Source organism: Xanthomonas sp. DAR 34887 (assembly GCF_041245805.1).
Classification (GTDB): domain Bacteria; phylum Pseudomonadota; class Gammaproteobacteria; order Xanthomonadales; family Xanthomonadaceae; genus Xanthomonas_A; species Xanthomonas_A tesorieronis.
The window spans coordinates 4,358,183-4,383,811 of record NZ_CP162490.1 but is presented as its reverse complement, the minus strand read 5'-3'; the positions used below and the strand labels follow the sequence as shown (position 1 = coordinate 4,383,811).

Sequence of the window (25,629 nt, the reverse complement as noted above, 5' to 3'; positions counted from 1 at the left end):
CCGCTGGGCCGATTGGCGGCAACGATCCTCATGTTAAAGCGGTTGCAGGGAGTGCGCCGATCGGGAGTTTGATACATGCCAATGTATGTGCTCACTTTGGTGAGTTTGGGTATATCCGCGCTATTCGTGCTGCTGACCGCATCATGGTTGGTTCGCTTTCGTTTAGGCAATGAAGGGATAGTAGGGGCGTCGGCGCAGGAACAGGCGATTCGTCTATCGCTTGGTATCATCTTGATTCTTGTCTCTATCGTGAACCTGAGCTTGTGGGTCCCCGGTAGGATTATTCATCTTGCGCTGATCGCCACGGCGGCGATGGCGGTGCCGAGGCTGTGGAGCTTTCGTGCACAGGGTGGATGGCGCGTACTTTACTGGATTGCCTGCCTGGTTATTCTAGTTGTCTTTGCGGGCTGGATGACCACGCTGCGTGTTGATGCCGAGCATTATTGGCTGGTGGAAACATCGAACCACGATACACTTTTCTATTACGAAGGTGCTCGTTGGGCCGCGCAGAATGCCGTGTATGCAGACCCGTCGGTAGTAGCGGATAAGCTGGGCCTGGGTAGCTGCCGCTTAGGCGCCGTCTATGTCGGTAACGATTGCCCCGTCTATCGAGCAGGAACTTTCTCGATGCTTGCTCAGGCATTGGCATATGGAGGTGGTACCTCCGCTAACGATATGCTCGTCTCTGCATCGTTAGGTATCCTTTTGCTGGGTGCCGGATTTCTGCCGTTGATCGTGCAGAGTGGCTTTACCGGGAAAGGGGCATCAATTCTATGGGCTTCGGTGTGCTTTGCCATTTTAGCGATCGTATATTTCTCGCCGACATTGATGGCTGCAGCTATCAACAGCAACGTTGCAACGACATTTGGTGCCGCTGCCGCGGGAATGGTGTTGGCTCTTTCGTTGCATGAGGATCAAGTCTGGTGGCGCCGTCCTTTGATGACGGGGTTCGGTGCTGCGTTTGCTTCACATGTGTACGGCGAGGCTGCCGGGCCCGCCGTTATCGTTGCTGCGATTGGTGTTATTAACTTTTCGTTGAGTGATAAGTCGCTAAAGAACTTTATTCGCGACGGTGCAGTCTGTGCGTCAGCTTTCTTCATCGGTGCCAATATAGTGATTGTTCAGTTGCTCCGCTCCGCGCGCGATGTCAATGCGATCGCCGCGGGTGGGCAATGGGAAGGGATGTATCTGCATGCCAGTCCATGGACATGGCTGGCTTCTCCATTCGCTGGTATGGTCGTAAATGGGTCGCCCTATGTCACTAAAGGCATGTTGGGGAATGGGTTGACGCTCGCAGCGCTGGTTATAGTAGCTAGCTTGTTCGCAAAGCGTACTCGTGGAGCTCTTTTAGCTGTCCTGGTGGTGGGGGTGTTGCTCGTTTCTTTCGTAGAAATACGTCAGTATGCATATGGAGAGCACAAGGTTGTACAGATGATCGGTACTTTGGCGTGCGTGCTCGCCGCAGGTGCTGCGATTATTTCAATACGCCGAGCATTTACTGTCGTTCGTACATCCTGGACCAATGTTAGCGGACTGGTTGGTGGTCTGATTCTACTTCTGATGCTTTCAGCAATTTGGCTTCAGCTCCGTCCATCGCTGCAGGTGATTGCTAGTTGGAAGACGCTACATGGTTTGTCTTCGGATTTTCAGCGCGATCTGCAAGTACGTGGCGCCGATGCGGATTGGGTCATCGATGATACCGGTACTAGTAGTGTGGAGCGTTTCCAAAAGTCTCACTACATTGCATATCTTATTCATGCCAGCAAGGGGCATGCATATCTACCCAAGCTTGATCAGGAGGGCATGCGGGGAGGGTATACACGCAGGGTCTTGGGCAACACGCTCGCTAGGCTGCAACGTGCTCGCTGGCTGGTGCAACTGAAGTCATTTGATGGTGTTTTTTCTCCTTTTGTGTATCCGCCCCAGGCCACGATACAGTCCACGGAGTATTCGGTCGTCGACCTCGAAAAGACTTCTCCTGCGCTCGCTGTCTCGGGATGGGGGTGGTTGCCTTGTAACGGCCAGGGCTGTCCCGTGGCAAGCGGCTTCGAGATCGAAGCGTTGTCTTGGGCGAGGCAGGGCGAAGTTTGTGCGCTACGTGTTTCCGGCCACCCACTCCCTACATGGCCCAAGGCAACCTTTAAGCTCAGTGCTGAGGGCGCGCAAGTGATCTTTGCACGTGAAATGCAATGGAAACCTGAGGGGATACTGTTGCCCCTTTCGCGGGGTTGGCAGCGCTTTCGATTCGATGACGGTGCCAATACACCAGGTGCCCTTTGGCAGGTGACAAGGGCGGCGGTAGAGTGCCGCGCTTCTTCGGAATCTTCTGCGGCTGGCGTCGATCACTCTTCGGCAGTCGTCGGTAAAGAGCCATGATTTTTCTTCTCGTATTCTTTCTCGTTGGCTTAGGTGCGTGCGGCACGATATTGCTCAAGATTGGAGCAGAGCGCGTGGTGTATTCGGACGGCATGGTCGTTCTCCTGGCCACTGCTCTGAAGAATCCTTCGCTGGTCGCGGGCATGATCATGCAGATGATTCCGCTCGTATCTTGGGTCGTGCTGCTGAAGTTCATGCCCCTGACAAAGCTGCAGCCGATGATCGCGCTCACGTACGTCGTCACGCCAGTCATGGCAGTACTGTTCTTGGGCGAACATATCGGCCCGTTGCGCGCAAGCGGCATTGCGCTGATCGTTCTGGGTGTAGTACTGGTCAGTGCGAGCTGAGCCTATGAAGATATTGATTGTGCTGACCTACTACACGCCCTACATGAGCGGCGTGACAGAGTATGCGCGTATGCTTGCGGAAGACCTTGCAGGGCGTCACGACGTGACGGTGCTTACTACGCAGCACGATTCGTCGCTGCCCAACGAGCAGGTAGTGGGTGGGGTGCGTGTCATTCGTTCTCCCGTGTTTGCTCGCCTGCATAAAGGAGTGCTCAGTTGGCGCTTTATAGCTGATTTCATTAGGATTTCTCGGCATCATGATGTAATCAACCTGCATATGCCGATGCTTGAATCCGGTGTGTTATCGCTTCTTGTCCCGTCACGCAAACTTGTAGTGAATTACCAGTGCGATATGGCGGTCGTTGGTGGGCTAGTGGATAAGTTGGCGGTGACGGTGACGCGGCTCTCTTGCTGGCTTGCGACCCGTCGGGCCCGAGACGTAGGGGTTATCACCCATGACTATGCAGCATCATCAGATTGGCTGAAGGCAGTGCGCTACAAGCAGCATGAAGTCCTGGCGCCGATGAAGGATATGCCGTTTCTGGACGCAGAAGCGGCTGCGGACGGTGTCTTCAGGTTCGGCTTTGTTGGTCGATTTGTTGCGGAAAAGGGACTTCCAGTACTGTTGGACGCGTTCGCTGATGTGCATCGGCGATATGGCGACAGGGTGCGGTTGGTGCTCGTGGGTGACACGCATAATGTTGCGGGCGGGAGTGTCATGGACTCCATCCATGGCAGCATCCAGGCGCTGGGTTCTGCTGCCGAGGTACGTGGCCGCGTAAGCGAGGATGAGTTGCGTCGCTTTTATGCTGAACTGGATGTCCTTGTGCTGCCAAGTGTCAATCGCTACGAGGCGTTCGGCATGGTGCAGTTGGAGGCGATGCTCAGTGGCGCGCAAGTTATCTCGTCGGATCTGCCGGGTGTGCGCACAATTGTGCAGAATACGGGAAATGGGGAGGTGGTGCCACGTTCGGACGCACGCGCGCTTGCCGACGCTATGGAGCGCATGATTGTTCAGCACGGCAGCCGTACGCGTGCTCAAGTGCGCGATCAGACGTTGCATGCATACCCATTGCGGCGATTTTTCGAGCTGCAAGAAGATATGCTATTGTCCGCCACGCATGGGTGAGAGCCGGCGTTGCTTGATCAATTTGTTGTATGTGCTGGATGCGAGATTGCGTGCGGGGAGTGCTGCAGCGTTCTCTGTAGTTGAGGAAGTAATGTCGCTGGCGATCCCGCGTCTTGACGGGGATAAAAGTGATGTGCCGTTGGTGTGGCCGCGCAGTGCCTGCGTGGACGCATATTCGGTGTCGGTTGCGACGCATGAACGATGCTTTGAGTGCTCCCTTTGGGGGGGGGGCAAAGAAGGAAGCGGGCTTTGACTTGCTTGTGCAGCGCTTCCCGACTACCTTGAGCTTATGAGTGTCGAGTCAGTGCAGTCATCTCTTTGCAAATGACACTAGGGGCTGTCGGCGCGACGCACTGGAATCTTGGGGCGGTGGCTCAGTTGGGGGGGGGGCTTTCTGAGGCATGTAGCGATTGTTGTACCGCGTATTGCCGCCGGCATGCGCTGTCGTTTTGCCATGAATCCCATGTGGCGGAGAAAGGCGCGCTCGGCGATGAAGTGACGCATAAAGCTTGCTTCGAAGAAGCGAACTTATAATGACGCACTGCTTAGGTTGAGGGGCTCCTCTTCTTCAGATTCAAGTTCTTTTATGTGGTTCCTGGAGTGGCTTTCTGATCCTCTGCTTGTGCTGTCAAGCCTTGGTTCGATGCATGATTCTGGGCTAGTGAGCCATCTGAGCCTAGTTGCGCGCGGTCGTTCTGCCTTTCGGCTCGATCAAAAACCGCGGGGCATGAGTCCGCGGTCGCGTCAGGCAACTGCTTGAAGCGGCGCGAATTGAGATGGTCGTGGCGATAAAGCCTTACGGCTCGAGATAGATTGACCTGAGAGAGTTCTTGCGAGGATGCTATGGACGACAGTTCGGAGCTGTTTCAGCAGGCTTACTACGATGGCAATGGGCAAAACGGGGACAGGCCCGCCCTGCGTCTCTTTACTCGGCTTGCGCTTCGGTACATTCCTTCCGGAAGCGTGTTGGATTTTGGCTGCGGACCGGGGTTTCTGCTGAATCATCTTCGCAGGCACTTCAAGGTGGCAGGCGTCGAGGCTAGCGATTGGGCGCGTGCGGAAGCTGCCCGTCGTACAGGCGCTCCAATACACGCTTCCATTGGCGAGATTGGGGACGCGAGCCTCTCCGGGATCGTTTCTATTCATGTGGTTGAACACATTGAGGACGCGCCCCTTGAAGAGATACTTGCCGAATGGTTCCGCGTTTTGCGACCTGGGGGGCGAGCATTGGTAGTAACTCCTGATGCGGGAGGCGTCGCAGCAAGACGAAAAGGCGCAGACTGGATCGCCCTAACGGATCCAACCCATATCAATCTCAAAACGCATCGGCAATGGCGTGAAGTATTCAAAAGAGCAGGTTTTTTCTGCGTAGCGGAGGCTGCTGACGGGCTTTGGGATTTTCCCTATATCCTGAAAAGGCTTGGTCGCGCTGAAGTGTTTTTGCTGGGATGGCCGACGTTGTTTCAGTTTGTATTTGCAAGGCTCGTGCTGCCACCCGGGAGTGGCGAGTCAACGATCCTCGTGCTGCAAAAGCCTCTCTAGTACGTATCGGGTGCTCTGGTTGTTTTTGCTTAAGGCAATCGTTCTCCGTGACAGCAAACGCAGGCTCCATGGATGAAATGCGGGGGCACAGGTCTGGCGGAGCATGGCTCTGGATCCCGCATATCACATCGCTGCCAAGACGGCGGCCGCCCCCAGCAACACTGTGATCAGGCTGCCCCGATCCTTGACTGCAAAAACGACGGGGTCGTCGTGCATCAGGCCTCGGTGCGCGAGCATCCATGTTCGGCTGATCCAGTAGAGAAGAATTGGGCACAGTAGCCACAGGAAAAATGGGTGGCTATATAGCGCCTGGCTGTCCGGCGTGTTGATGTATAAGCAGAGGACCAACACGGCCATCAATCCAGATGCCGTTCCCAGGGACTGAACGAGCGAGAGATCCTCCACGTGATAGCCGCGGCCGCTGGGGACTGACTTCCCCGCTCCAAGGGTCATCTGGAGTTCGGTAAAGCGCTTGAGCATGGCCAGGCTCAGGAACAAGAAGAGCGACAGCGCCAGCAGCCAGAATGAGGGCGTCACGCCGATGGCGGCTGCGCCGCCGATGATGCGGATCGTATACAGCGCAGCGAGCGTCACTACATCTATGATGACGATCTGTTTCAGTTTCAGTGAATAGGCAAGCGTCAGCAAGTAATACGTTGCGAGTACGGCCAAGAAGGCTGGCGATGCTAGCCAGGCGGTCGCCAGTCCAGCAAACGTTAGCAGTGGCGCCGCAAGAAGTCCTGCGCGCAAATCCAGGGCTCCTGCTGCAAAGGGACGGCGTCGCTTGCGTGGATGCCCACGATCCGATTCAAGGTCTAACAAATCATTCAGCAGGTAAACGCCGGAGGCGCAAAGGCCGAAAGCGGTGAAGGCCAATGCGGAAGTCAGAATGCCATCCAGCTGGGAAAAGCTGTGGCTAGCCAGCAGTGGAACGAAGACAAGCAAATTCTTCAGCCACTGGTGCACGCGGAGGGCTTTCAGCCAAGTCAACGGGCTGTTACTGTGGCGTGGCCAGTATGCCTCGACGGAACAGACCCTTGCGGCAGCTTTCGAGACAGTCGGTCCTGCGTTCACCACCCACGCGCTATGGGCATGTTTCCAGATGCGGAGATCGACCATGTCGTTGGCGACGTAATCAAAGCCCTTCTCGCCAAAACGCTCAAGCAGTAGCTGCGCCTTGCGGCTTCCCGCGAGATTTATTCGTCCGTCGCTGCAATGTACTTCATCAAATAGATTGAGGTGTTCAGCAATCGGATGTACCAGCTGCGCATCCGAGGCCGTGCACAGTACGCGCGGCCGGTCCGTGGCTTCGCGTAGCAGTTGCAAAACCCGCGAATCGTAGGGAAGCGCCGCAGCGCTCCCCACTCCGAATGCGGCCAGCTTACGCTTCAGGTGTGCTTTGCCGCGAAACAGCCATAGCGGGATGCACACCAGCAGCCAGGGGCGGGAGGACAGCATGCTCAGGAACGATTCGTAAAGCAGGTCGCTGAGCAGGAGCGTGCCATCCAGGTCAACACAGAGCGCCCGAGGACGGGCTGGCGTTTCAGCGTTCAAAGATTTTTCCTTCCGCGGACGCCAGCTGCCGTCCGTTGCGGTGTGTGCCGGTCAACCAAGTGCCGCTTCCAGTTCCGGCAACAAGGTGAACAAGTCACCCACCAGCCCGATATCGGCGATCTCGAAGATCGGCGACTCTGGATCCTTGTTGATCGCCACGATGGTGCCGGCGTCCTTGATGCCGGTCAGGTGCTGGATCGCGCCGGAGATGCCGACGGCCACGTACAGGTCCGGGGCGATGATCTTGCCGGTCTGGCCTACTTGCAGTTCGTTGGGCACGTAGCCGGCGTCCACTGCCGCGCGCGAGGCGCCCACCGCGGCGCCGAGCTTGTCGGCCAGCTTGTAGATGATCTGGAAATTCTCCGCCGAACCCACGCCGCGGCCGCCGGAGACCACGCGCTTGGCGCTCTGCAGGTCGGGGCGGTCGGACTTGCCCGCGGCCAGGCCGACGAAGCGGGTGTGGGTGGGCAGCGTGGCGCTGACGCTGGCCGCTTCGATCGCCGCTTCGATCGCCGCGCTGCCGTTATCGCTTTCACGGGAGCGGGCCGCTTCCGGCCACGAGGCGCTGCGCACGGTGGCGACCACGGGCTGGTCGGCCGGTGCCTGCACGCTGATGATGGCGTTGCCGGCGTAGATCGGACGCTTGAACGCGTAGTCGCCATCGACCGCCATCAGGTCGGAGATCTGGTTGACCCCGAGCAGCGCGGCGACCACCGGCATCAGATCCTTGCCGAAGGTGGTGGACGGGCCGAACACGTGGCTGTAGCCCTGCGCCAGTTGCGCGATCTGCGGCCCCAGCACCTGCGCGATGGCGTGTTCGTTGGCCGGATTGGCGACCGTCAGCACGCGGCCGACGCCGGCGATCTGCGCGGCCTGCGCGGCGACGGCGGCCGGGTCGGCGGCCAGCACCACGATGTCGATGGTTTCCGGCGACAGCGCCTGCGCGGCGCTGACGGTCTTGGCGGTGGCCGCGTTGAGCTGGCCGTTCAGGTGTTCGGCGACGACGAGGATCTTGGCCATTACAGCAACCCCTTCTGCTTGAGTGCGGCCACCAGTTCGGCGGCGTCCTTGACCATCACGCCGCGGCTGCGCTTGGGCGGCGGCGCGTAATGGGTGGTGGCGAGGCTGTCGTTGGACTCCACGCCCAGGTCGGCGAAGGCCAGGGTCTGCAGCGGCTTGCTCTTGGCCTTCATGATGTCCGGCAGCTTGATGAAGCGCGGCTCGTTCAGGCGCAGGTCGGTGGTGACCACCGCCGGCAGGTCCACTTCCAGCGTTTCCAGGCCGGCGTCGACTTCGCGGGTCACCGTGGCCCTGCCGTCGGCGACCACCAGCTTGCCGGCGAAGGTCGCCTGCGGGCGGCCCCACAGCGTGGCCAGCATCTGCCCGGTCTGGTTGGCATCGTCGTCGATCGCCTGCTTGCCGAGGATCACCAGATCCGGCTGCTCCTGCTCGACCAGCTTGAGCAGCACGCGGGCCGCGGTCAGCGGCTGGATCGCGGCATCGGTGACCACGTGGATGGCGCGGTTGGCGCCCATTGCCAGGCCATTGCGCAGGTGCGCGGCGGCATCGGCCGGGGCCAGGGTGACCACCACCACTTCGGTCGCGATGCCGGCGTCGCGCAGGCGCAACGCCTCTTCCAGGGCGATTTCGTCGAACGGATTGGGGGAAAGCTTGACGCCCTCGGTCACGACGCCGGAGCCGTCCGGCTTGACCTGGATGCGGACGTTGTAGTCCACCACGCGCTTGTAGGCGACGAGGATTTTCATCTTGTACGAGATCCTTCAGCAGTGCGGGAAGGCCCGGCCGCGGCGGCTGGCGCGGGGCAGTCGGTGGATTCTAACCGGCGGCGATGGACCATGCGAGGGCGTATGGTGGAAGTGGCCGACATGGCGCTGAATGGGATCCGGCGCCGACTCTCACATTCGCTTCATAGGGTTATCCTTTGCGGTTGGGCGCCGGCCATTCGCCTCGACCAAACCAATCAAAGACTTTCAGGAGACAGGGCATTGGCGACATGGCTCGTGACCGGCGGCGCTGGTTTCATTGGCGGCAATTTCGTACTGGCTACCGTGGCGATGGGGCATCGGGTGATCAACCTGGATGCGCTGACCTATGCCGGCAATCTCGCCACACTGTCGTCGCTGGAGGGCAATGGCAATCACATTTTCGTTCACGGCGACATCGGCAATCGCGATCTGGTAGCCCGACTTCTGCGCGAGCACCAGCCCGACGCGGTGCTGAATTTCGCCGCCGAGAGCCATGTGGACCGCTCGATCGACGGCCCCGGCGCGTTCATCCAGACCAACGTGGTCGGCACGCTTGGCCTGCTGGAAGCGGTGCGCGACCACTGGAAGTCGCTGCCGGAAGGGCCGCGCGCCGCGTTCCGTTTCCTGCACGTGTCCACCGACGAGGTCTACGGCACCCTGGGCGAGACCGGCAAGTTCTCCGAGACCACGCCGTACGCGCCCAATTCGCCGTACTCGGCCTCCAAGGCCGCTTCCGACCACTTGGTGCGCGCGTTCCACCACACCTACGGCCTGCCGGTGCTGACCACCAACTGCTCCAACAACTACGGCCCGTACCATTTCCCGGAGAAGCTCATCCCGCTGGTGATCGCCAAGGCGCTGGCCGGCGAACCGTTGCCGGTCTACGGCGACGGCAAGCAGGTGCGCGACTGGTTGTTCGTCGGCGACCATTGCGAGGCGATCCGCGTGGTATTGGCCAAGGGCAGGGTGGGCGAAACCTACAACGTCGGAGGCGACGCCGAAAAACAGAACATCGAGGTGGTGCGGGCGATCTGCGCGCTGCTCGATGCGCGTCGCCCGCGCGCTGACGGTAGGCCCCGCGCCAGCCAGATCACCCACGTGGCCGACCGTCCCGGCCACGACCGGCGCTATGCGATCGATGCATCAAAGCTGAAGAAGGAGTTGGGTTGGCGGCCGCGATGCAGCTTCGAACAGGGAATCGAAATCACGGTTGATTGGTACCTGAGCAATCAGCGCTGGGTACAGGGCGTGCTCGACGGCAGCTATCGGTTGGAGCGCATCGGTACGGCGGCGTAGCGCGGGCCACTCATGCGTCCGCGCTTCTACCGTGCGCGCATTTCCAAAGGAAGCACCTCATGGCACAACGCAAAGGCATCATCCTGGCCGGCGGTTCCGGCACCCGGCTGTACCCAATTACCCAAGGCATCAGCAAGCAACTGCTGCCGATCTATGACAAGCCGATGATCTACTACCCGCTCAGCGTCTTAATGCTGGCCGGGATCCGGGAAGTGCTGATCATCAACACGCCGCACGAGCAAGCATTGTTCCGCGCTCTTCTCGGCGATGGGTCGCAATGGGGCATGAGTTTCGAATACGCCGTGCAACCGCGTCCGGACGGGTTGGCGCAGGCCTATCTGATCGGCCGCGAGTTCATCGACGGCAAGCCGAGTTGCCTGGTGCTGGGCGACAATATCTTCCATGGCCATGGCCTGACCGACGTGCTGCGCCGGGCGACCGCGCGCCAGCATGGAGCGACGGTATTCGGCTATTGGGTCAATGATCCCGAGCGCTACGGCGTGGCGGAGTTCGACGCCAGCGGCAAGGTCATCGACATCGAAGAGAAGCCCGCACAGCCGCGGTCCAACTACGCGGTCACCGGTCTCTATTTCTATGACGGTAATGCCAGCGCCTACGCGGCCGAACTGCAACCCTCGCCGCGTGGCGAGCTTGAGATCACCGATCTCAATCGCCGTTATCTGGAGGTGGGTGAGTTGCACTTGGAGGCGCTAGGTCGTGGATACGCATGGCTGGATACCGGAACGCACCAGTCGTTGCATGCCGCATCGAATTTCATCGAAACCATACAGGCACGTCAGGGTTTGCAGGTCTGTTGCCCCGAGGAAATCGCTTACCTGCAAGGCTGGATCGATGCCGAGCAGCTGCAGCGCTTGGCGATGCCGCTGTCCAAGAATGGTTATGGCCTCTATCTGCAAACGCTGGCAACACGAGGGAAGCTCTTTTGAAAGTCATTGAAACCTCGCTGCCCGGCTGCAAGGTGATCGAGCCCGTAGTCTTTGGCGATGTGCGAGGCTACTTCTTCGAGACTTGGAATGCCGAGCGTTTTGCCCAGCTCGGTCTGGAAACTGCGTTCGTCCAAAGCAATGTCTCGGCGTCCTCCAAGGGCGTGCTGCGCGGATTGCACTACCAGTGGCCCCGCCCGCAGGGCAAGCTGGTCAGTGTGCTTGAGGGCGAGGTCTACGACGTCGCGGTGGACATTCGCCGCGGTTCGCCGTATTTCGGCCGCTGGGTGGCCGCCTTGTTGAGCGGAGAGAACAAAAAGCAATTCTGGATTCCGGAAGGCTTCGCGCATGGATTCGCAGTGCTGTCCGAACGCGCGGTGTTCAGCTATCTGTGCACCGACGTGTACGTGAAGGAAGCCGACGCCGGCGTGCGCTGGGACGACGCGGCGATCGGCGTGGATTGGCCGATCAGCCAGCCGGTGCTGTCGGCCAAGGATGCGGTGGCCCCGTTCCTGGCCGACATCGCCGCCGAACGTTTGCCGGTGTACGCGCCGTGACCACTCTGGTGTTCGGCGCCAACGGCCAGGTCGGCCAGGAGCTGCTGCGCGCGCTGGGCGCGTGCGGACCGTTGCTGGCGACCACGCGCAGCGGCCGCCTGCCCGACGGCAGCGCCTGCGAGACCGCCGACTTCGACCAGCCGCAAACGCTGGGTGCCCTGCTGGACCGGTTGCAGCCGACCGCCGTGGTCAATGCGGCGGCCTATACTGCGGTGGACCGCGCCGAGCAGGAGCACGACGCCGCGTTGCGCGCCAATGCCGAGGCACCTGCGGCGATCGCAGGCTGGTGTGCGGCGCATGGCGTGCCGATGGTGCATTACTCCACCGACTACGTGTTCGATGGCCAGGGCACGCGTCCGTATCCCGAGGACGCGCCGACGGCGCCGTTGGGCGTTTACGGCGCGACCAAGCTCGCCGGCGAAGCCGCGATCCGCGCCTCCGGTGCGCAGCACCTGATCTTCCGTACCGCCTGGGTCTATGCCGCGCATGGCAGCAACTTCCTGCGCACCATGCTCCGCGCCGGCGCCGAGCGCGACGAACTGCGCGTGGTCGCCGACCAGGCCGGCACGCCGACGCCGGCAGCGTTGATCGCCGACGTCACCGCGCAGGTCCTGGAACGGCGCGAGGCCGCGCAATCGGGCACCTGGCACCTGACTGCCGCCGGCGAGACCACCTGGCACGGTTTCGCCGAGGCGATCTTCGAAGAAGCGCTCGCCGCCGGCCTACTGGCGCGTGCGCCGCGTGTACTGCCGATCGTCACGGCCGAATATCCGACCCCGGCCAAGCGCCCGGCGTATTCGCGTTTGGACATCTCCAAGCTGCAGCGCGACTTTTCGCTGGTGCTGCCGCAATGGCGCGATGGCCTGCGCCAGGTGATCGGCGAGCTGGCCGCGCAAGCGCCGCAGTCCGCATAACGCGGCGCAGGCCGGTCCGAAGGCGGAAACGAAAAAAGCCGGGCATCGACCCGGCTTTTTTCTTTTCGCTGCAGCAGGCCTCAAGTACGCCCGTAGGTGTCTTCGAAGCGCACGATGTCGTCCTCGCCCAGATAGCTGCCGGACTGCACCTCGATCAGTTCCAGCGGCAGCTTGCCCGGGTTCTTCAGGCGATGGGTCACGCCCAGCGGGATGTAGGTGCTCTGGTTCTCGGTGAGCAGCAGCACTTCCTCGCCGCGGGTGACTTCGGCGGTGCCGCTGACCACGATCCAGTGCTCGGCGCGGTGATGGTGCATCTGCAGGCTCAGCGTGGCGCCGGGCTTGACGGTGATGCGCTTGACCTGGAAACGCTGGCCGTTGTCGATCGAATCGTAGGCGCCCCACGGGCGATACACCTTGCGATGCCAGGTGGCCTCGGAACGGCCGCTGGCCTTGATCTTGGCCACGATGTCCTTGACCTCCTGGATACGCTCGCGGTGCCCGACCAGGACCGCATCGTCGGTTTCCACCACCACCACGTCCTGCAGCCCGACCATCGCGATCAGCCGCGAACCGTAGGCGTAGGTGTTGCGGCAATCGATCTCGATCACGTCGCCGTGGTGCGCGTTGCCCTGCGCGTCCTGCGGCGAGACGTCCAGCAAGGCGGACCAGGAGCCCACATCGTTCCAGTTGGCGTCCAGCGGGACCACCACAGCATCGGCGGTCTTCTCCATGACCGCGTAGTCGATCGAGTCCGACGGGCTGGCAGCGAAGGCATCCTTGTCCAGGCGGGTGAAATCGGCATCGCGCTGGGCTGCGTCCCACGCCTTGCTGCAGGCGTCGGCGATCGCCGGCTGGAAGCGGCGCAGTTCTTCCAGGTAGCGCGAGGCACGGAACAGGAACATGCCGCTGTTCCAGTAGTACTCGCCCGAGGCCAGATAGCCCTGCGCAGTGGCCAGGTCCGGCTTCTCGACGAAGCGCTCGACCGCGCTGACGCCGTTGCCGGCGCCGGCCTTGATGTAGCCATAGCCGGTTTCCGGCGCGGTCGGCTTGATCCCGAAGGTGACCAGCTTGCCTTGCTCGGCGGCGGCCGCCGCTACCTTCACCGCGGCTTGGAACGCGGCTTCGTCGCGGATCACGTGGTCGGAGGGCAGGATCAGCAGCAGCGGGTCGGCGCCGTTGCGGGTGGCCTCCAGCGCCGCCACGGCGATGGCCGGAGCGGTATTGCGGCCCTTGGGCTCGAGCAGGATCGACTGCGGCTTCACGCCGATCTGCTGCAATTGCTCGGCGGCGACGAAGCGGTGCTCTTCGTTGGCGACCACGATCGGCGCGTGGCCGGCGACGGGCGCCGCGCGCAGCCAGGTGGCCTGCAGCATGCTGTGCTCGCCGACCAGCGGCAGGAACTGCTTCGGGTAGGACTCGCGCGACAGCGGCCAGAGCCGGGTGCCGGAACCGCCGGACAGGATAATGGGCAGGACGTCGCTCATGGGCGGGGGAACTCCATAGATGCGTTGAAGGAAATGGTGGAGGACACGAAACCGGTCATGCTTTCAGCAGATCGGAGATTTCAGTGGTGCGCTGTTCCAGCAGTGCCGCATCGCCACGCGTTTCCACGTTCAGGCGCAACAGCGGTTCGGTATTGGAGCTGCGCAGGTTGAAACGCCAGTCGGCGAATTCGGCGCTGACACCGTCGGTGTAGTCCAGCGTCGGCGCATGCGAGGCGAAGTGCTCCATCACCCGCGCCACCGCGGCCTTGGCATCGGCGACCTTGAAGTTGATCTCGCCGCTGCATGGGAACTTCTGCATGCGCGCCTCGACCAGGTCGGCCAGCGAGCGGCCCGACTGCGACACCAGTTCGGCGATCAGCAGCCACGGGATCATGCCCGAGTCGGCGTAGGCGAACTCGCGGAAGTAGTGGTGCGCGCTCATCTCGCCGCCGTATACCGCGTTCTCGCTGCGCATCTTCTCCTTGATGAAGGCATGCCCGCTCTTGCACAGCACCGGAATGCCGCCGGCTTCCTCGACCTGCTCGATGGTGTTCCAGGTCAGGCGCGGGTCGTGCACGACCTTGCCGCCCGGCTGCTTGGCCAGGATCGCCTGCGCCAGCAGGCCGACCAGGTAATAGCCTTCGATGAAACGGCCGTTCTCGTCGAAGAAGAAGCAACGGTCGAAATCGCCGTCCCAGGCGATGCCGAAGTCGGCGCCGTGTTCCTTGACCGCCTGGGCGGTGGCCGCGCGGTTCTCCGGCAGCAGCGGGTTGGGGATGCCGTTGGGGAAGTGACCGTCCGGCTCGTGGAACACGCGCACGAACTCGAACGGCAGGTGCGGCGCCAGCAGGTCGACGATGGCGCCGGCGCCGCCGTTGCCGGCGTTGACCACCAGCTTCAGCGGCTTGAGCGAGCCGATGTCGATGTAGCTCAGCAGGTGCGCGATATAGGCGGACTTGTCCGGGCGGTGGTGCTCGGCCGCGGTCGGGACGGTGGCGGGCGCGGTATCGGCGGCCACGGTGTCGCGGATCGCGAACAGGCCGGTATCGGAGCTGATCGGGCGCGCCTGCTCGCGCACCAGCTTCATGCCGTTGTAGTCCATCGGGTTGTGGCTGGCGGTGACCATCACCCCGCCGGCGGCCTTGAGGTGGTCGGTCTGGAAATAGACCTCCTCGGTGCCGCACAGGCCGATGTCGATGACCTCGCGGCCGCTGGCGCGCAGGCCGGCCGACAGCGCGTCCTGCAGTCCCTGGCTGGCCAGGCGGACGTCGTGGCCCACCACGACCGGCCCGCTGTCCAATTGCCCCGCCAATGCCACGCCGATGCGGCGGGCCAGATCCTCGTTCAGTTCGTCGGGAACGCGACCGCGGATGTCGTAGGCCTTGAATGCGGGAAGCGACATAGAGGAGAGACCTTGCATGGGGGAACCCGGAGTGTAACGTTCCGGCCCTTAATCGGTCATTGCGGCAGTGCGCAGCAGGCCGCGCGCGGCGACCGGCTAAACTACTTGTCTACTTCCGATGCGGAGCTGGCGAATGGGCGACACCTCTACCCGGGCGACCGGGCGGCGCGGCAAGCTTTTCCCCGATGCGGCCACGGCGCTGGCCGATGTGGTGGGCGATGGCCAGACCCTGGCGGTCGGCGGGTTCGGCCTGTGCGGCATCCCCGAGGCCCTGATCGCCGCGCTGCGCGACAGCGCGGTGACCGGCCTGACCGTGATCTCCAACAACGCCGGCGTCGATGGTTTCGGCCTGGGCCAACTGCTGGCGACCCGGCAGATCCGCAAGATGATCTCGTCCTACGTTGGCGAGAACAAGGAATTCGAGCGCCAGTACCTGGCCGGCGAGCTGGAGCTGGAATTCAATCCGCAGGGCACCCTGGCCGAACGCCTGCGCGCCGGCGGCGCCGGCATTCCCGCGTTCTTCACCGCCACCGGCTACGGCACCGTCGTCGCCGAGGGCAAGGAGACGCGCGAGTTCGGCGGCAAGCACTACGTGCTGGAGACCGCGCTGCAGGCCGACGTGGCCCTGGTCAAGGCGTGGAAGGCCGATGCGGCCGGCAACCTGGTGTTCCGCAAGACCGCGCGCAACTTCAATCCTGCCTGCGCGATGGCCGGCAAGGTCTGCATCGCCGAGGTCGAGCAGATCGTCGATACCGGCAGCATCGACCCGGACCAGGTGCACCTGCCCGGCATCTACGTCGACCGCATCGTGCACAACCCGCATCCCGAGAAACGCATCGAACAGCGCACCCTGCGCCAGAAGGACGCCTGACATGGCCTGGACCCGCGACGAAATGGCGCAACGCGCCGCCCGCGAACTCACCGATGGCGCCTACGTGAACCTGGGCATCGGCCTGCCGACCCTGGTCGCCAACCACATCCCCGAGGGCGTGGACGTGTGGCTGCAGTCGGAGAACGGCCTGCTCGGCATCGGTCCGTTCCCGAGCGAGGACGAGATCGACGCCGACCTGATCAACGCCGGCAAGCAGACCGTCACCGCCCGCGCCGGCGCCAGCTATTTCGGCAGCCATGATTCCTTCGCGATGATCCGCGGCGGCCATATCGACCTGGCGATCCTCGGCGCGATGCAGGTCAGCGCGCGCGGCGACCTGGCCAACTGGATGGTGCCCGGCAAGATGGTCAAGGGCATGGGCGGGGCGATGGACCTGGTGGCCGGGGTCAAGCGCGTGGTGGTGCTGATGGAGCACGTGGCCAAGGACGGCAGCCCCAAGATCCTGCGCGAGTGCGACCTGCCGCTGACCGGCGTGGGCGTGGTCGACCGCGTCATTACCGACCTGGCGGTGTTCGACGTCGACGCCGATGGGCTCTGGCTGGTTGCGCTCGCCGACGGCGTGGACGAGCCCCAGGTGCGCCAGATGACCCAGGCGCACTACGGCATTCGAGACTAGGTTCTGTCGCACCCGCGGCGACGTATGATGGGCAGTGGCCTGAAGATTCGCCTGGCCATCCCGGCCAGCGCGTCATGGCCCGACCTCCCTACACAGGTGCATCGATGAAACCACTTTATGTTCTCTTGGCCGCGACAGCGGTGACGATTGCGGTAGCCGGTTGCGGTCAGGACGCCAGCCAGACGGCACCAGCCACAGCCCCCGCATCGGCGCCCGGTGCTGCCGCGGCACCTGCGCAGGCGCCGGTGAACAAACTCACTGCCGATCAAGTCAGCGTCAAGCTCAGCCTGGAGTCCGAACCCAAGGTGGATGTGGCGGCAGGTGTCATCACGTTTACGGTCAAGGTGGAGAACAACGGAAAAGTGGCGCTTTCCGGGACCAGCAATCCGCCGGTCAATCTGGGCGTCCAGATCGAGGGCCCGGGCGGCAATCCCGACGGCCTGGTGCGCGATTTCGCACGCACGCCGTTGCCGGAGATCGCACCCGGCGCGTCCGCATCGGTGGCCGTGCAGGTGCCTGCCGATCCGCGCATCGATGGCCGCAGGTTGAAGGTCGACCTGGTCCAGGAATCGGTCAGCTGGTTTGCGGATTTCGGCCAGCCGACCCTCGACGTGGGTCCGATCCCGCTCGCCAAGTGACATCCGCTGGCGCCGCCGCTGGCGGCGCCTCCGGCATCATGTGTTCCGCAGAAGGCGCCGATGGCGCGTTCTTGCTGCTGGCCCTGATGGCGCCAGGGCGATCGCCGCGGTCAGCCGGTTCCGGTTGCCGCCCGGACGCTTCGCTCAGGTGGCGACAGGCACCCGGCCGCGGCCGGTGAATGCATCCTCGACCGCCAGCCCATTCGCCCACTGACCCGCCTGCCAGCGGCCCTCGCCCATGCAGCGCAACGGGGTCTGGATCAGCGCCCGGTCGAACGCGAACGTCCAGGTCTCGCTGCCGCCGACCGCGCACAGATCGGCGACGAAATTGAGCGTGCCTTGCTGGACTTCTGCGATCGTGGCGAACTGCGCGGGCGCCAGTTCCTTGTCGGCGAAGACCGGTTCGGCGTGGCCGTCGCGGCGTAGCGCGAAATGCGAGAACTGGCCGTCCGGCGCGGTTAGGAAGGTTTCCAGCAGCAGGTCGTGCTGCGGGATCGGCGAGGCCTGCATGTGCGGATCGCGCGCATCGAAGTAGCGCGCTTCGGCCCAGCCGGGAGCTTGAATCTGCGCGATCCCGGTATTCACGGCGAAGTAGCCGCCGCCCAGGGCGGTGCCGGTCAACCGGCTCAGCTGCGCCTGGATCGTGCCTGCGTACCCCAGGTCCGCCACCATGGCGGGCGCGTCGCCGACGGTCGCATGCCAGTAGCGCAGATAGCCTTCGCGCTCCGCCGCGGCGACCTCGAGCAGCGCAGGCATTGCCGGCGCCAGCGCCTGCAGCAGCGTATCGCGCTTGTCCGGCAGCAGCGCCATGCCGCGCATGCTGGCGGACCCCAGCCGCGCTGCGACCGCAGCGGTTGCCGCGGGGCCGAGCCGCGCGCGCAGCAGGTCGTGCAAGCTGCCGGTGTAGGTGCTGCCGAGCAGCGCGTCCAGGTCGCCCGGTTCGCGAAGCGTCGGCACACCGGTCCCGCGCCGCGAGGCGAGCAGGTAGATGCCTTGCAGTCCGACCAGCGACGGACAAGCCGCCTGCAATTGCGCGAACGCCCTCTGCAGGAGATAGCCTTCCCGGCTCAGGAACAGGATTTGGCCGATGTCTCGTGCGCGCGCGCGACGGACCAGCCAGACCAGGTAATCGGCCACCAACGGGCCCAACACCAGGTAGCCGAACGAGCCGGGCGACTCCAGGCGCAGCCGCTCGCCGAACTGGTCCGGGCGGGTGTCGGCGAGACCGGCCAGGTGGCGGCTCAACAGACCCAGCCACAGTTGGTCCTGCCAGGCGCTGTCGGGCCCTGCGGCGGGTCGCAATGGGCGCAATGCCGGGATCACGTCCAGCAGTGCCGATGGCCGCAATACATGGACCGGCGTGAGATAGCCGTGCATCTGCGGACGCTGCACGTCGGCGTGCTCGTTGTCGCCCACGTGCAGCCAGTGCTGCGCGGCGACGCCTTCGCGCGCCGGCAACCGCTCCCACGCCCGGTCGTCGTCCTTGCGCCACCCGGTCTCGCAGGAGACGTACCAGGCCTGCGGCAGAGCTTGCGCGGCGGGCGGCAGGACCGCGCGCAGATCGTCGCCATTGAGGTACATGTCGGAAACGGCGACCAGGCGCCGACCCTCGCCGGCGAGCGCTTGGACGGCGGCGATGACGGCACTGCGCGGCTGCAGCAGGCGGGCTTCCGTTTCGCGTTCCAGGCGCTGCAGCGCCTGCACGGGCAGATCGTTCGCGTCCCCCAGCCCCGCCATCGCGGCATAGATGGCATCCAGGTCGACATCGCGCCCGGTCGTTGCCCGCGCGCGCGCTTCGGCGCGCTCGCGCAACGCGGCGAATCCGTCGACTCCGAGGGTCTCGGCTGCGAGGTGGGCGAGGTAGGCGCGTGCACCGGCCGGAGTCAGGAACGGACGGGTCACCAAGGTGTCGAAGACGTCAACCGAGATGATCTTCGCCTCGATCGCGGACAGGGTCAGGCGCGTGGCCAGCGGCATCTGGAAAGCGGACTGCCAATTGCGTCCGCCCTCGGTGCCGAGCGCGAGGCGTCCATCCGGCGGCAGGATGCCGGCCAGCAGACCTTGCTGGCGTGCCACCACCACGAACATCCGCTCCAGCGCATGTTGCAGCGTGCCGTCGGTCTGGCCGCGCTCCTCCGGGAAATCCTGCAGGGTCAGGCCCAACGCATAGATCGGCTGCAAGGCCTGGACCCGCGCCCAGAACATCGAGCCGGCCGGATAATCGACGTATGCCGCCGGGTCGACCGCAATCCCGAGTTGCTGGCCCAGTTCGCGGCAGACACGCAGATTGCTCAGCCAGGTGTGGCCCCACAGCGGAATGGCGCTAAAACTTTCCGGATAGACGATGCCCAGTTTCGGTTCGGCCGCGAACATGCCCAGGATCCAGCCGATGCGCTGCGGCGAGCCGAACAAGGCATCGGTCAGGTAGCGGCGCCAGTCGCTGCGCTCGTTGCCGGTATACAGCGATTTTTTGCTGTGCCAGTGCGCCACCACGTCCAGCGCCAGGACGTCCTCGCGGAACGTCACGATCAATGGCGCCAGGTCGCGGCCACGGTTGGCGACCTGGCGCACGTGCAGCGCCTGCAGGTTCGGCAACGACGCCAGGCGCTGTTGGGCAGCGGCGTGCGCAGCGTCGTCCATGACCGACACCAGCAGCACGTACGGCACCGGCATGGCGGTCAGCGCTTCGGCCAATTCGCCCAGGAGGTCAGGGTAAAAAACGTGGGCCATCACGCCCACGCGCAGTTGCACGCGCTCGATCGGCACCGGCACGGGAAATACGACATCCGACGGCGGCGGTACCGCCGCTTGCGCGTGCGTGGCAGTGCGCAAGCGCCGCACGAAACCGGCAAGGCCCAGCGCCCGCAGCACCTTCCAGCTGCGCTGCGCAACGGCAAGCAGGCCGCGCCAGCCGCCGCCGTGGCGCTCGACAGCCGCACGCGCGGCACGCTCGGCCTTGCGCCAAGTGGCTCTCATCGCGAGGTCACCTGGCGAAGAACGCGGCTGCTGCGCAGCAGCCGCATCGTGTCGGAAGCGTGCGGCTCACAGGTTCTGATAATTCGGCCCGGAGCCGCCTTCCGGGGTGACCCAGTTGATGATTTCGTAGGGGTCCTTGATGTCGCAGGTCTTGCAGTGCACGCAGTTGGCGGCGTTGATCTGCAGGCGCTTGCCGGCCGCGTCGTCGACGATCTCGTACACCGCGGCGGGGCAGAAACGGGTGCAGGGGTTGCCGTACTCCTCGGTGCAGCGGGTCACGCAGATCTGCGGGTCCAGCACCTGCAGGTGCACCGGCTGGTCCTCGTCGTGTTCGGTGGCGGCGAAGTACACGCCCTGCAGGCGGTCGCGCGGCGCCAGGTCGCGCTGCACGTAGTCGCGCTTGGGTTGTTCGTGTTCGCCGAGCCGGTCCAGCGACGACCAGTCGGCGGTCACCTTCAGCGTCCACGGCGAGGCACCCTTGACCAGGGTCTCCCAGGCGCCGTTGAGCAGGCCGAACCACATGCCCTTCTTGAAACCGGGCTTGATATTGCGCACCTGGCGAAGCTCGGCCATGACCTCCGAGCCGCGCAGTTTGGCGTCGAACCCTGCCGGGTTCAGCGCCGCGCCGGCGGCCAGGTGCTCGGCGGCAAGCATGCCGCTGCGGATCGCCTGGTGGGTGCCCTTGATCTTGGGCACGTTGAGCAGGCCGGCGGTGTCGCCGATCAGCAGCGCGCCGGGCATCTCCACCTTCGGCAACGACTGCCAGCCGCCGCTGGCGATGGCGCGGGCGCCGGCCGACAGGATGGTGCCGCCTTCCAGCAGCGACTTCATCATCGGGTGGTTCTTCCATTGCTGGAACGCCTCCCACGGCCGGTATTCGGGATCGTGGTAATCCAGGCCGCTGACGTAGCCCAACGCCACTTGGTTGTTCTCCAGGTGGTACAGGAAGCTGCCGCCGTAGGTCTTGTTGTCGGCCGGCCAGCCCAGGGTGTGCACGATCTTGCCGGGTACCACGCGCCCTTCCGGCAACTGCCACAGTTCCTTGATGCCGATCGAATAGGCCTGCGGATCGCTGTCGGCATCCAGCGCGAAACGTTTCACCAGGCGCTTGGTCAGGTGCCCGCGCGCGCCTTCGGCCAGTACCGTGACCTTGGCGCGGATATCGATGCCGGGGGTGTAGCCGGGCTTGTGCGAACCGTCCTTGGCCACGCCCATGTCGCCGATGCGCACGCCGAGCACGGTGCCGTCGTCGGCATGCAGGGTCTGCGCGGCGGCGAAGCCCGGATAGATTTCCACGCCCAGCGCCTCGGCCTGTGGCGCCAGCCACGCGCACAGCGCGCCGAGGCTGACGATGAAGTTGCCATGATTGCGCATGCCCGGCGGCACGATCGGGAACTTGCGCCCGCCGTCCTTGCTCAGGTGCCAGAACTCGTCTTCGCCGGCGGGCACGCAGATCGGCGGCGGGGCGTCGCGCCAGCCGGGCAGCAGCGCGTCGAGCGGCGCCGGTTCGATCACCGCCCCGGACAGGATCTGCGCACCGACCGTGCTGGCCTTCTCGATCACGCAGACCGAGATGTCCGGGTTGAGCTGCTTGAGCCGGATCGCGAACGCCAGCCCGGCCGGACCTGCGCCGACGGTGACCACGTCGTATTCCATGACGTCGCGTTCCACTGGCTCCGGCGCGCTGGCGCCGCCCTCCAATTCCGTCATCTGGTCCGCTCCCGTTGGCTCGATCTGGCTGCGTGCATTTTCAGGCTTTGTGCGTGACGGGGCAAATTCCGCACGCTGGCGTATGGTGCCGGTAGGCGTGCTAGCGTGGCGCGATGCAACTCGATCTGCCCGGCGCCGACGTCCGCTGGCTGCCCGGCTGGCTCGCCCCGGCCAAGGCGGCGGCGCTGATGGCGCACTTGCTGGCCGGGGTGGAGTGGGAGGTGCACCGCATCCGCCTGTTCGGGCGGATGGTGGATTCGCCGCGGCTGAGCTGCTGGATCGGCGACCCGGAGGCGAGCTACCGCTATTCCGGCACCCGCTTCGCGCCGCATCCGTGGCCGCCGGCATTGCAGCCGTTGCGCGAGCGGCTGGCGGCGGAGACCGGGGTCGCGTTCAACAGCGTGTTGGCCAACCGTTACCGCGACGGCCGCGACGCGATGGGTTGGCACAGCGACGACGAGAGGGAACTGGGGTCGCGCCCGCTGATCGCTTCGCTGAGCCTGGGCGCCACGCGCCGCTTCGTGCTGCGCCATCGCCAGGAGCCGGCGCTGCGTCAGGCGCTGGAACTGAGCGCCGGTGGCTTGCTGTTGATGGGCGGCGAAACCCAGCGCCTGTACCGGCATGCCTTGCCGCGCACCGCGAAGCCGGTCGGCGAGCGGATCAATCTGACGTTTCGGAAGATCGCTGCAGCATAGGCGTGCGCCTCCTTCTCTCATCGGGACCATGGCCCCCTTTTGGGGGAGAAGGTACCCCTCAGGGGCGGATGAGGGTGCGGGCGCAGCCTCGCGCACCCAAACTTCGCGAGACGCTTTCGCGTCGGACCCTCACCCCAACCCCTCTTCCGCTGGGAGAGGGGCTCGGCTGCTCCTTCTCCCCTCGGGAGAAGGTGCCCCGCAGGGGCGGATTAGGGTACGGGCGAAGCCTCGTGCCTCCAAACTCTGCGAGACGCTTTCGCGCCGGACCCTCACCCCAACCCCTCTCCCGGTGGGAGAGGGGCTTTTGGGGTCAGCGGCGCGGTGCCGGTGCGACCTTCGGCGCTGGCGCCAGGGTCGTCGCCGCGTCGGCCTGGCCCTGTTGCAGGGTCCAGCCGACCACCTGACCGGTCACCTGCGACAGCGCTTGGCTGAAGGCGTCGGCGACCTGCGCCTGCGCGGTGCTGGCCGCCGGTTGCGCGGCGAGGAAGGTGCGCGAGACGACCACGCGCTGGTCGGGCGTGTACAGCAATTTGGCGTTGAGCTCGATCGTGGCCGAGGGCACGTCGTGGCCGGCGTAGTCGGATTCGAAGCGGCGCAGGTCGAGGATCAATTTGTAGTCGGCGCGGATGCCGGTGCCGAGCCGGGCCACGCCGGGAATGCGGCCGGAATCCTCGAACGCGCGCACCAGCGTGTCCTCGAGCATGTCGGTGGCCGGCTGCGCCCAGCTGACGCCGCTGTAGACCTGCAGTTCGCCGGGGGTGGGGCGCACCGCGATGCGCGGGCTGTCGACCACCCGCGCGGCGCTGGGCTTGGCGATCGCCAGCTGCCAGGTCACCTGCGGCCAGGACGGGTCCGGCGCGACGCGCACGTTGGGCGCGTAGATCGTCACCGGATCCTTGCTGCCGCCGGTCAGCGCGGAGCAGCCGGCAACGAGCAGCAGGGCCGGGGCGGCGAGCAGCAGGAGGGCGCGCGTCGGCTTCATTTGGGTTTGAACTCCTTCGGGGCGTCGCGGCCGAGCAGGTAGCGCGCGGGGTTGTTGTCCAGGCGGTCGCTGACGCGGCGCAGGTCGCGGATCAGCCCGCGCAGTTCGGTCAGGGTCGGGCCGAGCTGGCCCAGGCCGTCGTTGGCGAAGCTGTTGATCGCCGCGCGGTTCTCGCCCAAGATCTTGTCGGCGTTGCCGGACGCCGAATCCAGCTTGCTCAGCGTGCTTTCCAGCTTGTCCAGGATCGGCGGCAGCTGCTGCACCAGGTTCTGGTCCAGGCGCTGGATGGTGCCGTTGGTGGTCTTCAGGGTCACGTCCAGATTGCGCGCGGCATCGCGCGCGCTGAGGATCAGCGACTGCATGCCTTCGTCGCGGTCGGCCAGCGAGCCGCTGATCGTTTCCAGGTTGTGCAGGGTGGCGGTGATGCTGGCCACGTTGCGGTCGCTGAGCACTTCGTCCAGCCGCTCGACGATGCGGTTGGCGGTGTCGGTGATGTTCTGCAGCGCCGACGGCGTGGTCTGGATGATCGGCGCGTCGCTGGTGTCGATGGAGGTCAGCGCCGGCGCTTCCGGGGTACCGCCGGAGAGCTGGATGATCGACGGACCGGTCAGGCTGGTGATGCCCAGCTTGGCGCGGGTGTCGCTCTTGATCGGCGTGGTCGAATTCAGCCGCACCCGCGCCACCACCTGGCGCGGATCGTTCGGCGCCAGGGTCAGCTCGGTGATCGAGCCGACCGCGATGCCGTTGTATTGCACCGGGCTGCCCACCGACAGGCCGGTCACCGCCTCGCGGAACACCACCCGGTACTCCTGCCAGGTGCGGTCGGACGAGTACTTCGCGGCCCACAGCCCGAACAGCAGCAGGGCCAGCCCGGCGACGATGGTGAAGGCGCCGATCAGCACGTAGTTGGCTTTGGTTTCCATGGCTCAGTGGGTCTCGGTCCAGGCGGTTTTGGCGTCGCGGGCCGCGCGCGCGCGCGGGCCGTGGAAATAATCCTGGATCCAGGGGTGGTCGACCTGCTCGATCTCGGCCAGCGGCGCGGTGGCGATGACCTTGCGGTCGGCCAGCACCGCCACGCGGTCGCAGATAGCGTACAAGGTGTCCAGGTCGTGGGTGATGAGGAACACGGTCAGGCCCAGCGCTTCCTGCAGGGTGCGGATCAGGCGGTCGAAGGCGGCCGCGCCGATCGGGTCCAGCCCGGCGGTGGGCTCGTCGAGGAACAGCAGCGGCGGGTCCAGCGCCAGCGCGCGCGCCAGCCCGGCGCGCTTGCGCATGCCGCCGGACAGCTGCGAGGGCAGCTTGTTGATCGCATCGGCCGGCAGTCCGGCCAGTTTCACCTTCAGCAGCGCCAGTTCGTAATGCCAGCTGTCGGGCAGTTCGCCGAAGTGCTCCTTCAGCGGTACCTGCACGTTCTCGCCCACGCTCAGCGAGGAGAACAGCGCGCCGTCCTGGAACAGCACGCCGGTATTGCGCTCCACGTGCAGGCGGTCTTCGCGGCGCCTGGACTCGGTGTCCACGCCGAGCACATTGATGCGGCCGGCATCGGGCTCGCGCAGGCCGAGGATGCTGCGCATCAGCACCGACTTGCCGGTACCCGAGCCGCCGACCACGCCGAGGATCTCGCCGCGGCGCACGTCCAGGTCCAGGTCTTCGTGCACGGTCTGGGTGCCGAAGCGGTTGAGCAGGCCGCGTACCGAGATGGCCAATTCGGGATTCGGGATTGGGGAGTCGGGATTTGTCAAAGCAATGGCTCCCGGCCAGGCAGCGCATGGCGCCCGCTTTCTACGAATCCCCAATCCCCAATTTCGA

The 25,629-nt window shown here is 64.5% G+C and carries 22 protein-coding genes; 12 read left to right on the top strand and 10 right to left on the bottom strand.

The window, feature by feature from the left end:
* Window positions 1-81: 81 nt before the first annotated feature.
* From AB3X08_RS18640 to AB3X08_RS18625, 4 genes are all read left to right on the top strand, one after another.
* Window positions 82-2,376 (top strand): hypothetical protein, encoded by a 2,295-nt coding sequence (locus AB3X08_RS18640; protein WP_369934236.1) that lies wholly within the window; start codon window positions 82-84, stop codon window positions 2,374-2,376.
* Complete coding sequence (locus tag AB3X08_RS18635) at window positions 2,373-2,723, top strand: EamA family transporter (RefSeq protein ID WP_369934235.1); 351 nt, start codon at window positions 2,373-2,375, stop codon at window positions 2,721-2,723. Before AB3X08_RS18640 ends, AB3X08_RS18635 begins: the two co-directional genes overlap by 4 nt.
* 4 nt (window positions 2,724-2,727) lie before the next feature.
* Window positions 2,728-3,852, top strand: a complete 1,125-nt coding sequence (locus AB3X08_RS18630) for a glycosyltransferase family 4 protein (protein WP_369934234.1) — start codon at window positions 2,728-2,730, stop codon at window positions 3,850-3,852.
* A gap of 843 nt (window positions 3,853-4,695) precedes the next feature.
* Window positions 4,696-5,394 (top strand): class I SAM-dependent methyltransferase, encoded by a 699-nt coding sequence (locus tag AB3X08_RS18625; RefSeq protein ID WP_369934233.1) that lies wholly within the window; start codon window positions 4,696-4,698, stop codon window positions 5,392-5,394.
* 123 nt (window positions 5,395-5,517) lie between these two features.
* On the opposite strand, the gene AB3X08_RS18620 is transcribed toward AB3X08_RS18625, so the two are convergent.
* The 3 genes from AB3X08_RS18620 to AB3X08_RS18610 are packed head-to-tail and all read right to left on the bottom strand — an operon-like array spanning window position 5,518 to window position 8,714.
* Window positions 5,518-6,948, bottom strand: coding sequence for a UbiA family prenyltransferase (locus AB3X08_RS18620; protein ID WP_369934232.1), 1,431 nt, complete (start codon window positions 6,946-6,948; stop codon window positions 5,518-5,520).
* 51 nt (window positions 6,949-6,999) lie between these two features.
* On the bottom strand, window positions 7,000-7,968 hold the full coding sequence (locus AB3X08_RS18615) for an electron transfer flavoprotein subunit alpha/FixB family protein (RefSeq protein ID WP_369934231.1): 969 nt from the start codon (window positions 7,966-7,968) through the stop codon (window positions 7,000-7,002).
* The gene (locus AB3X08_RS18610) at window positions 7,968-8,714 is read right to left on the bottom strand and encodes an electron transfer flavoprotein subunit beta/FixA family protein (RefSeq protein WP_369934230.1); all 747 of its coding nucleotides are present in this window, start codon (window positions 8,712-8,714) and stop codon (window positions 7,968-7,970) included. The genes AB3X08_RS18615 and AB3X08_RS18610 overlap by 1 nt, the downstream gene beginning before the upstream one ends.
* Before the next feature lie 240 nt (window positions 8,715-8,954).
* On the opposite strand from AB3X08_RS18610, the gene rfbB reads away from it, so the two are divergent.
* From rfbB to rfbD, 4 genes are read left to right on the top strand one after another with little or no spacing between them, the layout of a single operon-like run.
* Window positions 8,955-10,010 carry a dTDP-glucose 4,6-dehydratase gene (gene rfbB / locus AB3X08_RS18605; RefSeq protein WP_369938575.1) on the top strand — a complete coding sequence of 352 codons (1,056 nt, stop codon included), beginning with the start codon at window positions 8,955-8,957 and terminating at the stop codon, window positions 10,008-10,010.
* Between the two features lie 59 nt (window positions 10,011-10,069).
* Entirely contained in the window at window positions 10,070-10,957 is an 888-nt protein-coding gene (gene rfbA / locus AB3X08_RS18600) for a glucose-1-phosphate thymidylyltransferase RfbA (RefSeq protein WP_369934229.1), read from the top strand.
* Window positions 10,954-11,511, top strand: a complete 558-nt coding sequence (gene rfbC, locus AB3X08_RS18595; RefSeq protein ID WP_369934228.1) for a dTDP-4-dehydrorhamnose 3,5-epimerase — start codon at window positions 10,954-10,956, stop codon at window positions 11,509-11,511. Before rfbA ends, rfbC begins: the two co-directional genes overlap by 4 nt.
* Window positions 11,508-12,425 carry a dTDP-4-dehydrorhamnose reductase gene (rfbD, locus tag AB3X08_RS18590; RefSeq protein ID WP_369934227.1) on the top strand — a complete coding sequence of 306 codons (918 nt, stop codon included), beginning with the start codon at window positions 11,508-11,510 and terminating at the stop codon, window positions 12,423-12,425. The genes rfbC and rfbD overlap by 4 nt, the downstream gene beginning before the upstream one ends.
* An 80-nt stretch (window positions 12,426-12,505) precedes the next feature.
* On the opposite strand, the gene AB3X08_RS18585 is transcribed toward rfbD, so the two are convergent.
* Window positions 12,506-13,909 carry a mannose-1-phosphate guanylyltransferase/mannose-6-phosphate isomerase gene (locus tag AB3X08_RS18585; RefSeq protein WP_369934226.1) on the bottom strand — a complete coding sequence of 468 codons (1,404 nt, stop codon included), beginning with the start codon at window positions 13,907-13,909 and terminating at the stop codon, window positions 12,506-12,508.
* Between the two features lie 55 nt (window positions 13,910-13,964).
* Window positions 13,965-15,311, bottom strand: coding sequence for a phosphomannomutase (locus AB3X08_RS18580; RefSeq protein WP_369934224.1), 1,347 nt, complete (start codon window positions 15,309-15,311; stop codon window positions 13,965-13,967).
* A gap of 133 nt (window positions 15,312-15,444) precedes the next feature.
* Here AB3X08_RS18580 and AB3X08_RS18575 point away from each other — a divergent pair, with 133 nt between their 5' ends.
* The 3 genes from AB3X08_RS18575 (at window position 15,445) to AB3X08_RS18565 (ending at window position 17,457) form a co-directional block, all read left to right on the top strand.
* Entirely contained in the window at window positions 15,445-16,182 is a 738-nt protein-coding gene (locus tag AB3X08_RS18575) for a CoA transferase subunit A (protein ID WP_369934223.1), read from the top strand.
* 1 nt (window position 16,183) lies between these two features.
* On the top strand, window positions 16,184-16,819 hold the full coding sequence (locus tag AB3X08_RS18570) for a CoA transferase subunit B (protein WP_369934222.1): 636 nt from the start codon (window positions 16,184-16,186) through the stop codon (window positions 16,817-16,819).
* Window positions 16,820-16,923: 104 nt separating this feature from the next.
* Window positions 16,924-17,457, top strand: coding sequence for a hypothetical protein (locus AB3X08_RS18565; RefSeq protein ID WP_369934221.1), 534 nt, complete (start codon window positions 16,924-16,926; stop codon window positions 17,455-17,457).
* Window positions 17,458-17,601: 144 nt separating this feature from the next.
* On the opposite strand, the gene AB3X08_RS18560 is transcribed toward AB3X08_RS18565, so the two are convergent.
* On the bottom strand, window positions 17,602-20,433 hold the full coding sequence (locus AB3X08_RS18560) for a rhamnan synthesis F family protein (RefSeq protein ID WP_369934220.1): 2,832 nt from the start codon (window positions 20,431-20,433) through the stop codon (window positions 17,602-17,604).
* Window positions 20,434-20,499: 66 nt separating this feature from the next.
* The gene (locus AB3X08_RS18555) at window positions 20,500-22,143 is read right to left on the bottom strand and encodes an electron transfer flavoprotein-ubiquinone oxidoreductase (protein ID WP_369934219.1); all 1,644 of its coding nucleotides are present in this window, start codon (window positions 22,141-22,143) and stop codon (window positions 20,500-20,502) included.
* A 113-nt stretch (window positions 22,144-22,256) separates the two neighbouring features.
* Between AB3X08_RS18555 and AB3X08_RS18550 the strand changes: the two genes are divergently transcribed.
* Window positions 22,257-22,838 (top strand): alpha-ketoglutarate-dependent dioxygenase AlkB family protein, encoded by a 582-nt coding sequence (locus AB3X08_RS18550; RefSeq protein ID WP_369934218.1) that lies wholly within the window; start codon window positions 22,257-22,259, stop codon window positions 22,836-22,838.
* 310 nt (window positions 22,839-23,148) lie between these two features.
* Here AB3X08_RS18550 and AB3X08_RS18545 read toward each other — a convergent pair whose 3' ends face one another.
* The 3 genes from AB3X08_RS18545 to AB3X08_RS18535 are packed head-to-tail and all read right to left on the bottom strand — an operon-like array spanning window position 23,149 to window position 25,562.
* Window positions 23,149-23,820 (bottom strand): ABC-type transport auxiliary lipoprotein family protein, encoded by a 672-nt coding sequence (locus AB3X08_RS18545; protein WP_369934217.1) that lies wholly within the window; start codon window positions 23,818-23,820, stop codon window positions 23,149-23,151.
* On the bottom strand, window positions 23,817-24,743 hold the full coding sequence (locus AB3X08_RS18540; protein WP_369934216.1) for an MlaD family protein: 927 nt from the start codon (window positions 24,741-24,743) through the stop codon (window positions 23,817-23,819). Before AB3X08_RS18540 ends, AB3X08_RS18545 begins: the two co-directional genes overlap by 4 nt.
* A 3-nt stretch (window positions 24,744-24,746) precedes the next feature.
* Window positions 24,747-25,562: an ABC transporter ATP-binding protein gene (locus tag AB3X08_RS18535; RefSeq protein WP_369934215.1), complete on the bottom strand. Its 816-nt coding sequence runs from the start codon at window positions 25,560-25,562 to the stop codon at window positions 24,747-24,749.
* Window positions 25,563-25,629: the final 67 nt, after the last annotated feature.

What these genes read in the sequence shown, in the direction of transcription:
- AB3X08_RS18575 (WP_369934223.1), top strand. Translation starts at nt 15,445, where the DNA reads ATGGGCGACACCTCTACCCGGGCGACCGGGCGGCGCGGCAAGCTTTTC.
- AB3X08_RS18560 (WP_369934220.1), bottom strand. Translation starts at nt 20,433, where the DNA reads ATGAGAGCCACTTGGCGCAAGGCCGAGCGTGCCGCGCGTGCGGCTGTC.
- AB3X08_RS18565 (WP_369934221.1), top strand. Translation starts at nt 16,924, where the DNA reads ATGAAACCACTTTATGTTCTCTTGGCCGCGACAGCGGTGACGATTGCG.
- AB3X08_RS18555 (WP_369934219.1), bottom strand. Translation starts at nt 22,143, where the DNA reads ATGACGGAATTGGAGGGCGGCGCCAGCGCGCCGGAGCCAGTGGAACGC.
- AB3X08_RS18640 (WP_369934236.1), top strand. Translation starts at nt 82, where the DNA reads ATGTATGTGCTCACTTTGGTGAGTTTGGGTATATCCGCGCTATTCGTG.
- AB3X08_RS18635 (WP_369934235.1), top strand. Translation starts at nt 2,373, where the DNA reads ATGATTTTTCTTCTCGTATTCTTTCTCGTTGGCTTAGGTGCGTGCGGC.
- AB3X08_RS18625 (WP_369934233.1), top strand. Translation starts at nt 4,696, where the DNA reads ATGGACGACAGTTCGGAGCTGTTTCAGCAGGCTTACTACGATGGCAAT.
- AB3X08_RS18610 (WP_369934230.1), bottom strand. Translation starts at nt 8,714, where the DNA reads ATGAAAATCCTCGTCGCCTACAAGCGCGTGGTGGACTACAACGTCCGC.
- AB3X08_RS18540 (WP_369934216.1), bottom strand. Translation starts at nt 24,743, where the DNA reads ATGGAAACCAAAGCCAACTACGTGCTGATCGGCGCCTTCACCATCGTC.
- AB3X08_RS18615 (WP_369934231.1), bottom strand. Translation starts at nt 7,968, where the DNA reads ATGGCCAAGATCCTCGTCGTCGCCGAACACCTGAACGGCCAGCTCAAC.
- AB3X08_RS18570 (WP_369934222.1), top strand. Translation starts at nt 16,184, where the DNA reads ATGGCCTGGACCCGCGACGAAATGGCGCAACGCGCCGCCCGCGAACTC.
- AB3X08_RS18585 (WP_369934226.1), bottom strand. Translation starts at nt 13,909, where the DNA reads ATGAGCGACGTCCTGCCCATTATCCTGTCCGGCGGTTCCGGCACCCGG.
- rfbA (WP_369934229.1), top strand. Translation starts at nt 10,070, where the DNA reads ATGGCACAACGCAAAGGCATCATCCTGGCCGGCGGTTCCGGCACCCGG.
- AB3X08_RS18545 (WP_369934217.1), bottom strand. Translation starts at nt 23,820, where the DNA reads ATGAAGCCGACGCGCGCCCTCCTGCTGCTCGCCGCCCCGGCCCTGCTG.
- AB3X08_RS18580 (WP_369934224.1), bottom strand. Translation starts at nt 15,311, where the DNA reads ATGTCGCTTCCCGCATTCAAGGCCTACGACATCCGCGGTCGCGTTCCC.
- AB3X08_RS18550 (WP_369934218.1), top strand. Translation starts at nt 22,257, where the DNA reads ATGCAACTCGATCTGCCCGGCGCCGACGTCCGCTGGCTGCCCGGCTGG.
- AB3X08_RS18630 (WP_369934234.1), top strand. Translation starts at nt 2,728, where the DNA reads ATGAAGATATTGATTGTGCTGACCTACTACACGCCCTACATGAGCGGC.